Consider the following 12792-nt stretch of genomic DNA (forward strand, 5'->3'; position numbering starts at 1 on the left):
GAATCAAGAATTCCGGTTCACCTCAAGGGGCCACATTGAGTCCCGGCCCAGCCGGTGCTTCGTCTCCGTAGTGGGTGTCCATTCCTTTATTGAAACCGAAGAAGTAGGTGATGACAAATCCGGCTCCGTAAGAAATGACCACTCCCAGCAAATACAGAAGGATCTGTCCCGGTTGGATCAGGAGTGCCATCGGGAGTCCGGAGACGCCGATGGCGACGGAAGCGACTCCCAATACCGCCTGAAAGGCGCCTCCCACCGCCGCTCCGAGGCAGGCGGTGATGAAGGGGCGGCCCAGGGGCAGCGTCACGCCGTAGATCAGCGGTTCGCCGATCCCCAGGATCCCGACAGGGAGACCGCCTTTGATCACATTACGCAGCGTTTGGTTTTTGGATTTCACGTAAACTGCGAGAGCGGCCCCCACTTGTCCGGCCCCGGCCATTCCCAGGATGGGATACAGAGGGTCGAGGCCCGTCTGGTTCAATAGCTCCATATGAATGGGGGTCAGCCCCTGATGGAGTCCCGTCATGACCAGCGGGAGGAAGGTCCCGGCCAGAACCGCTCCGGAAACGATGGACATCCATCCGCTTTCCCCGGCGCTGAGAAGCCAGGTCAATCCTCCGGTGATCGAGTCGGAGATGACTCCCCCCACCGGCTGCAGGATGATATAGGTGGCAAACCCGGTGGCCAATACGGCAAGCGTCGGTGTAAAGATGATATCGACGGTGTTGGGGATCACCTTCCGGAACCATCGCTCCATGACCGTGATGAACCAGGCGGCCAACAGAACTCCGATCAGCCCTCCGCGATTGGGAACCAAGGCTTCACCGAACAGTGTGATGTTCGCGATGTCGGGAAAGATGATCAGCCCCCCCGCCACTCCGCCGAGGGCCGGAGTGCCGCCGAATTCCCGGGCGGTATTGATCCCCACGAAGATGGCCAGGTAAGCGAAAATGATCTTACTGACCGAGGAAAGCAATACAATCCATTGGTTTTTCTCACTGACATCAAAAGAGTGAATCGCCACATTGGTCAGGCCCATAATCATCCCGCCGGCAACGATGGCGGGAATCAAAGGGATGAAGATGCTGGCCAGCTTCCGGAGGAACAGCTTGAAAGGCGTCCGGTTTTTGTCCTGCACCGCTGCTTTCATGTCCTCCACTTCACCGGCCTGGATCCCGGTGCGCTCCGAAATGATGCGGGCCACTTTGGTAACGGTCCCGGGTCCCAGGATGATCTGGAGCTGGTCGGAGGAATCGACCACTCCCATGACACCGCTCTGGGCTTTCAGTTCTTTCAGTTGTACGTATTCCCGTTCACGGGGCGTGACCCGAAGCCGGGTCATGCAGTGGTTCAAGCTCTTGATATTCTCTTCCCCACCCAACAACTCCACGATTGAATCGGCCAACACTTTTTCTTTTTCCACCGTTGTCCCCCCCGAGAAAATATTTGTCCACTACTACAAAATTACGATCAGGATTCGGTGAGCATTCCACTCTGAGAAAAAATTAGAATATTTTATAAAATAATTTTACCATGATGGAAATGTGATTTGTATCGGAATTTGAAAGCTTTTGTCGAACCATGATTCACGGGAAGGAAATTTGGTGTTAAAGATGGAACCCTATCGTTATTCTCAAGGAAGATGGACATTCGTGGAAACGTCCCTTTCAAGGAATCTCGAATTCGTTGGATGAAATAAAGAAATGCCGACATCTGAATTGGGAGGTTCTAGCTGATGGATGGGTTTCAAACCCTCGACCAACTCCTGGTGGGGATGATGACCGGTCCGGGGCCGCGTTGGGTTGCCTTCGGGGTCAGCCTGTCACTGGCGGTGGCACTGTTGTGGAAAAGAAAAAGGTGGGCCTTTTATTTTCCTTTTCCCCTTTACTCCCTGATCATGCTCGGATCGCTGGCCGTCATGGATTTTTTTACGGGTGATCTTTCCTCCCTCTGGGTGTATTTGGTGGTTCTGGCCCTGTTGCACGACCGCGCTTCCGCGGAAAAGACGGTGGTATCCACTTTTCTTTTCTTTGGCGTGTATGCGTCGATGAAACTGGAGAATGACCTTTTCCGGGAGCCTTATCAGCTGGCGGCCGAAGCCGCTCTCTTTGGATTTTTCGCCTGGATGAGCATCTATCTGGAACGAACCAACCGACGGTCCGACACATTGAAAAGAGAGAACGCGAAACTTCTCGAAAAGGTGGATGAAGCCCAATCGCGACTCCATGAATACATCGATGAGCTGGAAGAGACAACCCGCCGGGATTATCTGACCGGAGTGTACAACTTCAGCGGGTTTCAGGAGCAGGTGAACAAAAGCCTCTCCCGGTGTTCGGCGGCGGACCAATCCTACCATGTGGTCTGCATCGATTTGGTGGATTTCCAACAGGTGAATATGAAGGAAGGAACCGATGCAGGTGACCAACTTCTGATGGAAATTGCGCGCCAGCTGAAAAAAAAGCTTCCCCCCTATGCCCAGGTGGCCCGCTATGACGGGGATCAGTTTGCCATCGGCCTGATGGGGAACGACTCCGCCATGCGTTTGTGCCTGGACACGGTGGAGCAGGCGATCGACGGACTCCGGTCGGAGCGATGTCTGGTCAACTATTGTCTCGGCACGGCCAGTTTCCCCTTGGAAGCCCAGAACGCTTCGGAGTTGATCCGTCTGGCGGAACACCGGTTGTCGATCGAACAAAAGCGGATTCGCCACCGGGAGGACGAGCGGCGGAGACACTTGGAAAAGCTCTCCGCCGTCGGTCAGTTGGCGGCCGGATTGGCTCATGAAATCCGGAATCCGCTTACTTCCATCCGGGGGTTTATCCAGATTTCGGCAGCGGAATCCCCGGAAGTGAAAAAGTGGGAGTCGGTGATCCTGCCGGAGATCGATCGGATCAACGATCTTTTGAAGCAGTTTTTGCATTTGTCCGAATCCCGGCCTGTCCGTTACACGTTGTTCAACCTGGACCGCTTGATCGACGATGTGTACCAGCTCCTCAATCCGAAAGCGATTCTGATGGGACATGAACTCATCCCGTATCCTCCGGATTCACCGGTGATCGTGGAAGCCGATGCGGAACAGTTGAAACAGGTGTTGATCAACCTGTTGCAAAACGGGTTGGAATCCCTTAACGAAAAAGGGGGGGTCAGCATCCGCTGGAAAGAGATGAGGGATCGGATCAGCATCCGGATCCAGGATAACGGCAGCGGGATTCCTCCGGAACATATGTCCCGCATCTTTGATCCCTTTTTTACGACCAAAGGAGACGGGACGGGGATGGGGCTTTCCATCTGTCACCGGATCATCACGGAACACGGAGGTCAGATCCATGTGACCAGCCAATCGGGGCGCGGGACCACCTTCAATATTCACCTTCCGTTACGCCAACCGAGCCGGAAAGGTCCCCCTTCGCAGGCAGGGGAGGATACCTCTGTGGATTTTTCGCTGAACCGGAGTGAAGTTGTGGAACGGGTCAATATGCTGAAGCATTATTAGAAGCATTGTGATCAAGGCCCTTTTTGAAAGGAATGCCACGGTGAGATAAAATAATGGGAGAAGAAAAGGGGTGAAGGCGCGTGAGCAAAAAGAAGAATTCCGGCTTCAATATCATCCGGGGGGATTCCACCACCCACGGGGGTTACTATACCGGCACCCTCAACTTGAGTGACTTGTCCTCGGTTTTGATCGACGGGGACGAGGCCAAAATCGATCTTGGGCTGATCCATGCCAAGAGTTCCGTGGAGCGGAGGATTAAATTTGTCAGCGATCCCGAAGAAGTGCCCGGCGGGAAGGAATACTGGGTGGTCTGGGTGGCCGTCGACCGGAACGAGAACGGACCCTATTACGCGGGGGCTGCGGCCTGTCCGATGCGGGTGGACCGGGAAGCCCGCCGCGGATGGAAAAACCTGGCTTTCCACGTCAACCGAATGGATGACGCGCTGAAACGACGGTACCGCCTGGAAGAGCTCGGGGAAAGGGAAAAGAGAGCCCTCCGCAAGTTGCTCGTGGAGAACGATTCAGCGATGTGGGAAAACTCCCCGGAAGAACTGAAAAAAGCGTTGGCCACCGAAAAATGAACGCTGTGTGAACAATAGATGATCCGGCTTGTACGGGAAGTCCGGGTAGGTTAAACTTAAATCCAGGTTACGGAACCGACTTGCTAGGACACCAAAAACAGCGGGCTCAGGGCCCGCTGTTTTTGGTGTCCTTTTTTTGTCCGGGACCATATCCAATGGCCCGGTTGCGCATGCTAAAGGGGAAAGGAGGCGTGTCCCCATGACATCACGTCAAGAAAGAGGGATTCGGGGGGAACACTTCGTCCGCCACGGCGGGGTCCCTTTCACTCCCAAGGTCTCCCCGGAGAAGATCACTCGATTTGTGAACGAACTCCCCCCTGAGAGAAGGGAAAGCTTCTATGAAATCATGAAAGAACTGAGTGAAGCCGGTTTGATCACCGTCCACAACAACGGGGTCCTGGTGGACGGCGAAGGAAAAATCGGCGGAAGTGACGATTGCTGATCCCTTAAAAATGGTGGCCGGCTCAACCGGACCACCATTTTTTGATGCGTTCCCAGAGGGAAGGCTGTTCGACAGGTGACGGGACGGAGGGCCGGTGTACCGAACAGGATGATTTCGGCTCCGTTCCGGAGAGGAACCAGAGTTCCGAGGATTGGGGACAGGTGTCGGTCGCCCGTTCCCCCGTTTGCGGGTCCACCTTGACTTTCACCACACCGTCGGGCGGACGGAAATCCTTCGCTGACCGGCTTTCCAGAGCTTCTTTCATGAAACGGCCCCAAATGTTGTGCGTCAGGCGGGATGTGCCCGGGGGAAGGGGTTTCCCTTTGTCGTATCCGACCCAGACCGTGGTGGTGAGATCGGGGGTAAAGCCGGAAAGCCAGGAATCCCAATCCGTGCTTCCTGTTTTTCCCGCGACCGGACGGGACAGGATCTGTTTGATCCGGTTGGCGGTTCCTCCGGGTGCGAACACCCCTTTTAACATGGAGGTCATCACGTAACTTTCCGCCGGTGTAAGTACTTGTTCCGGCGTGTTCCTCGATTCAGCCAAAATGTTTCCTTCCGAATCCTCGATCCGGAGGATGGCGGTCGGAGGTTGGTGAAGACCGCCTCCCGCCAGGGTGGCGTATACTTTCGCCATTTCAAAGGGGCTGACCGCGCTCGTCCCCAAGGCCAAGGAGGGGACGGGTTTTAACGGACTTCGGATCCCGAGCCGGCGTCCCATCCGGACGGCTTCTTCTTCGCCGATGGCGAGATGGGTGTGAACCGCATAGATATTGTCGGATGTGGCCAATGCTTCCGCCATGGTGATCGGGCGACGGGCGTAACGACCGTGATAGTTGGTCGGCCGGTATTTCCCCCCCCGATAGAGGAACGTGGTCGGCTGGCTCGCAAACCGGGACGCCGGCGTCAGTCCGTTTTCCAGAGCCGCCAGGTACAGGATGGGTTTGAACGTGGACCCCGGCTGCCGTTTGCCGAAAACCCGGTTATACTGAGATTGGTGGTAATCCTTTCCCCCGACCATCGCTTTAATGTGGCCGTTTTGCGGATTCAGGCTGATCAGCGCTCCCTGAAGCTCCCGGTCGTTCTTCAAATAATGTTTCAGTGCGGTTTCCGCCTTCTCCTGCATGTTCAGATCGAGGGTGGTGTGGATTTTCAAGCCGCCGTTTCTCACCTGGCTCTCTTCAAGACCGTATTTCGAGACGGCGGCCTGAATGACATAATCCCGGAAATACGAAGCCCGTGCCGGTTGGGGACGGGGTGGATCCGCGTAGACCAGGGGTTCCTTTTTGGCGGTTTCCGCCTCGGCCCGGGTGATGCGGCCGTTTTTGACCATGGCGTTCAAAATGGCCTTCTGACGGATGTTGGCACTCGACGGGTTGTCGAGAGGGGAATACCACCGGGGGCCTCGAGGAATTCCCGCCAACATCGCACTTTCCGCCAGGGTCAGATCCCGTGCCGGCTTACCGAAATAGATGCGGGCTGCCCGTTCGATCCCGTAAGCCCCATGTCCATAATAGATTTTGTTCAGGTACATCCGGAGGATTTCATTTTTTGAAAAATGAAGTTCCAGCTGAGCAGTCAAGGTGGCCTCTTTCCATTTGCGGGACCAGTTCCGGTCATGAGTGAGGTAAAGGTTGCGGGCCAGCTGTTGGGTGATCGTGCTGGCTCCCTGGGAAACCCTTCCCTGCTTCAGGTTGACCAGGGCCGCCCGGAGGATTCCTTTCGGGGAGAATCCCCAGTGTTCGTAAAAATGCTGATCTTCCGCCGTCAAGGTGGCGTCGATCACGGATCTTGGGAGTTCTTTCAGCTTCACGGGGTCCCGTCGCTCTCCCCGGTCCAGGTGGTCGATCAAGTTCCCCCGGGCATCGACGATCTGCGTGGTGAGCCCGATCTGAGGTGGCGGAAGGGGCTTGGATTTCAAATAGAGCACCGTGATCAGCGCCAACCCCACACCGACGGTCAGGCAAAAACCGAACCAGCGGGCTGCGGTGTGGATTCTGGCCCACCATTTGCCGAAGGGGAGATCTTCCCACGAAGTTTCCGGCGGCAGGGTCCGGTTCATGTCATCTCCCATCAAGCCCCCTCCTTTCTTCGCATGAAATCCGCCGGTGGTACCGGCGCCGAATTCTCATTTTAGTATGATTCGGGGGGGAGGGTTGCTATTCACACGCGATTGGCGGTGCTTCTTCTCCGATCCGTGATTGTGTCGAAGCTTCAGTTGGATTATTCTAATGGAAGGTTCTTTTAAGAGTTTGACGGACACTGGAAGGAGCTATCAGGAACGATGGACATGGAACTTTGGTATACGGAAAAGCAGACCCCCGATTTCGGAATCACGGCCCGGATCGGTCGGACCCTTCACCACGAAAAAACGGAGTACCAGCGATTGGACGTGATCGAGACCCGTCAGTTCGGACGCATGCTCGTGCTCGACGGCATGGTGATGACGACGGATCGCGACGAGTTTGTCTATCATGAAATGCTGACCCATGTCGGGATGAACACCCACCCCGATCCGAGACGTGTTTTGGTGGTGGGCGGAGGAGACGGGGGAGCCATCCGGGAGGTATTGAAGCATCCTTCCGTGGAAAAAGCCGTTCTCTGTGAGATCGATGGACGGGTGATTGAGGTATCCAAGGAGTACTTTCCCCACATCGCCGGGGCGCTGGAGGATCCCCGGGTGGAGATCCGGGTGGAGGATGGTATCAAGCACATTGAAGCCCACCCCGGTCAGTATGATGTCATCCTGGTGGACTCCACCGAGCCCGTGGGACCGGCTGTGGGGCTTTTCCAAAAAGCCTTTTACCGGGGGATTCACGAAGCTTTACGACCCGGGGGGGTGATGGTCGCCCAAACGGAGTCCCCCTGGTTCAACCGGGATCTGATTGCCCGGGTATACAAAGACATTTCCGACATTTTCCCCATTACCCGCCTGTACACGGCCAGCATCCCCACCTATCCCAGCGGGCTGTGGAGTTTCACCCTGGGCTCCAAGGGCCGCGATCCCATGGCCTTGGAGGAAGAGGAATTGAAAGCGCCTGACACCCGCTATTACCGTCCGGAGCTCCATCGATCCCTCTTCCATCTGCCTCGCTTTGTGGAAGAGCTTACCGGTTGAAGGAGGGAGAATCATGCGGTTTGACGAAGCGTATTCCGGCAATGTGTTTATCGGGTCTTCCCCCGATCTGGACCGGGCGCAAACCGTTCTCTTCGGGATGCCGATGGATTGGACGGTCAGTTTTCGCCCCGGTTCCCGGTTCGGTCCCAAACGGATCCGGGAAGCTTCCCTGGTACTGGAAGAGTTCAGTCCCTATCTGCGCCGGGATCTTTCGGAGCTGACCTATTATGATGCCGGAGACATCCCCCTTCCCTTCGGCAACGCGGAAAAGAGCGTGAGCGAAATCGGAGCCTTTGTGGAGAAGGTTTTGCAGCAAAAGAAGATGCCCTTGGGAATCGGAGGGGAACACCTGGTCACCTGGCCGGTGGTCCGGGAGGTGCACAAATACCACAAGAAACTGGCGGTCATCCACTTGGATGCCCATGCCGACCTGCGGACGGATTATGAGGGGGAAATTTTATCCCATGCGACCCCCCTCCGCAAAATCGCCCAACTTCTCGGACCCGACAATGTTTATCAATTTGGCATCCGGTCGGGAACCCGCGAGGAGTTTGAATATGCCGAAGGGGAGAACGTCCACTTTCATCCCTTTGAAGTGCTCCGTCCTCTCCGAGGAGTGTTGCCTGAACTCAAAGGGCGTCCGGTCTATGTCACCGTGGATATCGATGTTCTCGACCCCGCTTATGCTCCGGGCACCGGAACACCGGAGCCGGGTGGAATCAGTTCCAGCGAATTGCTGGCGGCGATCCATGCCATCGCCCGTTCTTCCGGGGTGGAAGTGGTCGGTGCGGACCTGGTGGAAGTGGCCCCGGCATACGATCCCACCGAACAAACCCCGGTGGTGGCCGCCAAGGTCATCCGGGAGATGTTGCTCGGGTTTTCCCGCTAATCCCGGAAGCGGTTCCCTCCTGGAAGGGAGGGAATTTCTATTCACTGGAAAACGAAAACGGCCCATGGTAAGATACAATACAATCGGAAAGGAGATCTGAGCCCTTTGAAACGGATCCAACTTTCGGTGGAGTCTTTCATCGATCCTGAAGATGGCGGGGATCAGGAAGAGATAAAACAGCAAATGGAAGGCCGTTGGGAAAAACGGAACCATCATTGGGTGCTGAAGTACACCGAAAACCCCGGGACCCCGGATGAAGTGAAAACCACGGTGAAAGCGGGCAGCGACGATGTGACGGTGATCCGTCAGGGGATGGTCTCCTACCGGCAACGGTATGTTCCGGGGAAGACCACTTACTGTGTCGTCGATACCCCCGGAGGCACGACGGAGATGGAGGTCCGGACCCTTTCCTACCATCGTCAATTTTCCGATGACAGCGGCCGGATTCAATTTTCGTTCCGGCTGTTCATGGGCGGGGATGCGATGGGGCGCTATCAGTTGACGATCGAATGGACGGAGGTGGGCGAAATCACATGAATACATTGGAACGGATGAAAGAAAACCTGAAACAGGAGATCCGGGAAGCGGTGATGGGAGCCGGGCTGGCTTCGGCCGAGGAGATGCCCGAAGTCATGCTGGAAGTTCCCAGGGAGAAATCACACGGTGACCTGGCGACCAACATGGCCATGCAACTGGCCCGGATCGCCAAGAAAAACCCCCGCGCGATCGCGGAGGAGATCGTGGGAAAGATGAACCGGGACAAGGTCTTCGTCAAAGACATCCAAATTGCCGGACCGGGATTCATCAACTTCTTTATCGACCGGTCCTATCTGACAGAGGTCCTGGTGGAAATGGAAAAGGCGGGGGACGCATACGGCAGGAGCGGGATCGGCGAAGGGGAGAAAGTGCTGGTCGAATTCGTGAGCGCCAACCCCACCGGCAGCCTTCATCTGGGGCATGCCCGCGGAGCGGCGATCGGCGATGTGCTCTGCAACGTTCTGGAGGCCGCCGGGTACGACGTCACCCGGGAGTACTACATTAACGATGCCGGAAACCAAATCCATAACATGACCCTCTCCCTGGAAGCCCGTTACCGGGAAGCGCTCAAGCTGGACGCTCCCTTCCCGGAAGACGGATACCGGGGACAGGATATCGTGGAACTGGGCAACCGTCTCGCGGAAGAAGAAGGAGACCGGTTGACCCACCTGGACAGGGAAGAGCGCTACGCGTTCATTCGGCGATATGGATTGAAGCACCTTCTGGAGAAAATCAAGCAAGATCTCCGGGCTTATCGGGTGGAGTTTGACAGTTGGTTCAGCGAGCAATCCCTCCACGATGCGGGGGCGGTCCGCGAATGTGTGGAGGAGCTCACCCGACTCGGCCAGACTTATGAAAAAGAAGGGGCCCTCTGGCTGGAATCCTCGAAATACGGGGACGACAAGGACCGGGTTCTGGTCAAACAAGACGGTTCCTATACTTACATTACACCGGACATCGCCTATCACCGAAACAAATACACCCGGGGATTCGACCGGATCGTCAACATTTTCGGTGCGGATCACCACGGGTACGTTCCCCGGATGAAAGCGGCGATGGCGGCCCTGGGCTACGACGTGGACAAGATGACCTTCCTGATTACCCAGATGGTGAAATTGTATCAGGGAGGGGAAGTGGTCAAGATGTCCAAGCGGACGGGCAAAGCCATCACCCTGGTCGACCTGATGGAGGAAGTGGGAGTGGATGCCACCCGTTACATCTTTGCGTCCCGCAGCCCCGACAGCCATCTGGATTTCGACATGGATCTGGCCGTTTCCCAATCCAACGAAAACCCCGTCTTCTACGTCCAATATGCCCACGCCCGCATCAACAGCGTCTTTCGCCAGGCACAAGAGCGGGGATATCCGGTGAAAGTGGATCGGGACAGCCTTTCCGCATTGCGGGAAGAGGCGGAGTTTGATCTCCTTCAGAAACTGGCGGAATTTCCGGAGGAGATCTCCTCTGCGGCCGAGCAGATGGCACCCCACCGGGTGGTCCGCTACCTGTACGATCTGTCCACTCTGCTCCACAGTTACTATAACGCTCATCGGGTGATCCAGGAAGATGAGCGTCTCCTCCGGGCCCGCCTCTCCCTCCTGGCGGGTGTGGCCCAAGTGCTCAAAAACGGGTTGACCCTGATCGGGGTTTCCGCACCGGTGAAGATGTGATGGAGTTGCGGGATACACGAGCCAAAGGGGGAAGGCTCTGTCCGGAACCGGGCCGGAAGCCGTCTGAAGGATGAAAGTTTACCTCCTGTCTGCCCTGACGGGCTTGATTGTCGGATTTCTGTTCGCTCTTTTACGGTTGCCGATTCCCGCCCCCAACGCGCTGCCGGGTGTGTTGGGCATCATCGGCATCTATTTGGGTTATAAAATCTTTGAATGGATCACCCGCTGTTTCTGAATCAAAAAGAGAAGGCCGCCCTTTGTCAGAGGGCGGCCTTCTCTTTTTCAGCCGGGTATCCGGACTCACAGTCCGATGTAAAGGAGTCCGGCACCCATGAAGGCTCCGGCGACCGCGAAGGAATAAATCAACGCGATCACCTGGTTATGGCTGGACATCCTTTCCACTCCCCACTTTATCTTAGTTTCGTAAAATCCTTGGTTGAAGGTATGAATGGAAAACATAGGTTTTCAGGATCACGATAACAAAATATAACATTATCGAAGCGCGGAATTCAAGCTTTTTTTGTCGATCGGATGACATTTTCCAAGGGCCCTGTTTTCTCTCCATGGTAACCGAACCGTGTGAATCGGAGGTGGCCTTCTCTTAAAGTTTCCGTGAAGCCGGTTGTCCTTCCGTAGTGCCGCTGAACGGGCCAGTTCGGGTAGTTGTCAGCCCCCTTCCAGCGGCGTCTGCGTTAGTTTCGTGCTGAATACCAGTCCAACACTCGTAAGGCGCGGAGTGTGTTCCAGCGGCTGGGTTCGCCTTCCCCGCCTTCCATGTCGAAGTGGACTCGATCGGGGTGAGGGTTCTCGAGCGGCCATCGCCCGTCTTGCTGTTGCTTCTTCGTCACCAGGCCGACCGCCTCGGCGATCCGATCATCGGGTTTGACGCCGGCGCTGCGCAGGTAGTCTAACCCCCGCAGCCCGTCGTAATGCCAGGTGGTCGGAAACGAAAAACGCGTCCAGTTGTGATCGATTACCTCGCCGGATGACAGGGACCGGAACATGCGACGCTCCAGCAGATACTCCTGTGCCCGGACGCGGGCTTCGGTCACCGCAGCGGTGGCACCCTTGGCCTTCTCGTACTCTGACAGTCCTTCCAGGACGCAGATGGTGCTGTGGAACGAGGACCGCCGACTTTTCGGGGCCTCGCAATTCCAGCCTCCGTCCTCAAGCTGCTCGCCGAGGAGCCGGTCGAGCAGTCGATCGCTCGCCACGCCGAAGTAGGCGCCCACTGCCAAGATCCACCCGTTGATACAGGGCTCGGTCTCACCGTCGAAGTAAGGCCGGCCGTCGAGCTGCCACCAGGTGATGCGGTCACGCACGAGGCCGATCGATCTGCGGGCTTCCTCACCCGACGGATCCAAACCCAGGTCCTTCAACAGCAGCAGAGTGTAGGTGGTGCACATCCAGTTCCGAACGTCGGCCTCACCCCCCCAGTGGCCCTCGGACGCCTGCAGGTCGAGGAGCCGGGCACCCCAACCTTCCGAGGCAACCCGCGACCGCTCGGCGGAAACGAACGATTCGGGCTCTTCGGTGAGGTCACGCATGACCTGCCAACGGATCGAAGGGTCTGAATCAAGCAGCCACTGGATGACCGATCTCTTTGGCTTCGGGACTTGCCCTTTGAGTTTTTTGGTCGCCATCTGCTGGTTCCTCCTTACTTTGGTCAAGAGCGGTGTTGGTGGCCTGACATGGATTAGACTGTCAGCGTACCTCGCCGAAGGGCCCGCATGTTATCGGCATAAGACGCCCCGTAGCATTGGGCAGCTTGCTGAAACCCAGCTACTTCACAGACTACGTTGTCACTGGCTCTTGAACAGGAAGGCTGTGCTAACCCTCATCATGTCTGGTCTGTTTACAGCCACCGACTCCGTTTGCCTCTCGTTTTACAATATTTCAACGGGAGCGGAATCAATCCCTTCGGGTACGACTCATTTGTTGTCGTATTATTCGAATCTTATGTTAAATATTAGGTCCGAAGGTGCAAAGCTCCGCTTTGAGGAAAAAACATCTAAAGAGCTGGGTATTACATGGATGAACGGTCGGACTGCCGGTCCGGGATCGG

General features: G+C 56.3%; 11 protein-coding genes. 8 read left to right on the top strand and 3 right to left on the bottom strand.

Features of this window, described 5'->3' with window-relative positions; all coding sequences use genetic code 11:
• Positions 1-22 precede the first annotated feature (22 nt).
• A complete protein-coding gene (locus tag C8P63_RS05020; protein ID WP_108022254.1) occupies positions 23-1423 on the bottom strand; it encodes a PTS transporter subunit EIIC in 1401 nt (466 codons plus the stop codon).
• Positions 1424-1735: 312 nt separating this feature from the next.
• Between C8P63_RS05020 and C8P63_RS05025 the strand changes: the two genes are divergently transcribed.
• The 3 genes from C8P63_RS05025 to C8P63_RS05035 all read left to right on the top strand — a co-directional run bounded on the left by C8P63_RS05025 (position 1736) and on the right by C8P63_RS05035 (position 4516).
• A complete protein-coding gene (locus C8P63_RS05025) occupies positions 1736-3493 on the top strand; it encodes a sensor histidine kinase (protein WP_108022255.1) in 1758 nt (585 codons plus the stop codon).
• 80 nt (positions 3494-3573) lie between these two features.
• Positions 3574-4074, top strand: coding sequence for a YwhD family protein (locus C8P63_RS05030; RefSeq protein WP_108022256.1), 501 nt, complete (start codon positions 3574-3576; stop codon positions 4072-4074).
• 199 nt (positions 4075-4273) lie between these two features.
• On the top strand, positions 4274-4516 hold the full coding sequence (locus C8P63_RS05035) for a hypothetical protein (RefSeq protein ID WP_108022257.1): 243 nt from the start codon (positions 4274-4276) through the stop codon (positions 4514-4516).
• A 22-nt stretch (positions 4517-4538) separates the two neighbouring features.
• On the opposite strand, the gene C8P63_RS05040 is transcribed toward C8P63_RS05035, so the two are convergent.
• Positions 4539-6590 carry a transglycosylase domain-containing protein gene (locus C8P63_RS05040; protein ID WP_245920703.1) on the bottom strand — a complete coding sequence of 684 codons (2052 nt, stop codon included), beginning with the start codon at positions 6588-6590 and terminating at the stop codon, positions 4539-4541.
• A gap of 216 nt (positions 6591-6806) precedes the next feature.
• On the opposite strand from C8P63_RS05040, the gene speE reads away from it, so the two are divergent.
• The 5 genes from speE to C8P63_RS05065 all read left to right on the top strand — a co-directional run bounded on the left by speE (position 6807) and on the right by C8P63_RS05065 (position 10962).
• Positions 6807-7634 (top strand): polyamine aminopropyltransferase, encoded by an 828-nt coding sequence (speE, locus tag C8P63_RS05045; RefSeq protein WP_108022376.1) that lies wholly within the window; start codon positions 6807-6809, stop codon positions 7632-7634.
• A gap of 13 nt (positions 7635-7647) precedes the next feature.
• Positions 7648-8523 carry an agmatinase gene (gene speB / locus C8P63_RS05050; protein ID WP_108022258.1) on the top strand — a complete coding sequence of 292 codons (876 nt, stop codon included), beginning with the start codon at positions 7648-7650 and terminating at the stop codon, positions 8521-8523.
• A 105-nt stretch (positions 8524-8628) separates the two neighbouring features.
• Positions 8629-9060: a YwiB family protein gene (locus C8P63_RS05055; RefSeq protein WP_108022259.1), complete on the top strand. Its 432-nt coding sequence runs from the start codon at positions 8629-8631 to the stop codon at positions 9058-9060.
• On the top strand, positions 9057-10727 hold the full coding sequence (gene argS, locus C8P63_RS05060; RefSeq protein ID WP_108022260.1) for an arginine--tRNA ligase: 1671 nt from the start codon (positions 9057-9059) through the stop codon (positions 10725-10727). Before C8P63_RS05055 ends, argS begins: the two co-directional genes overlap by 4 nt.
• A 70-nt stretch (positions 10728-10797) precedes the next feature.
• On the top strand, positions 10798-10962 hold the full coding sequence (locus tag C8P63_RS05065; RefSeq protein WP_108022261.1) for a XapX domain-containing protein: 165 nt from the start codon (positions 10798-10800) through the stop codon (positions 10960-10962).
• A 457-nt stretch (positions 10963-11419) separates the two neighbouring features.
• Here the strand turns inward: C8P63_RS05065 and C8P63_RS05070 are convergent, their stop codons facing one another.
• Complete coding sequence (locus C8P63_RS05070; protein WP_108022262.1) at positions 11420-12370, bottom strand: prenyltransferase/squalene oxidase repeat-containing protein; 951 nt, start codon at positions 12368-12370, stop codon at positions 11420-11422.
• Positions 12371-12792: the final 422 nt, after the last annotated feature.

The organism is Melghirimyces profundicolus (assembly GCF_003054245.1).
Classification (GTDB): Bacteria; Bacillota; Bacilli; order Thermoactinomycetales; family DSM-45169; genus Melghirimyces; species Melghirimyces profundicolus.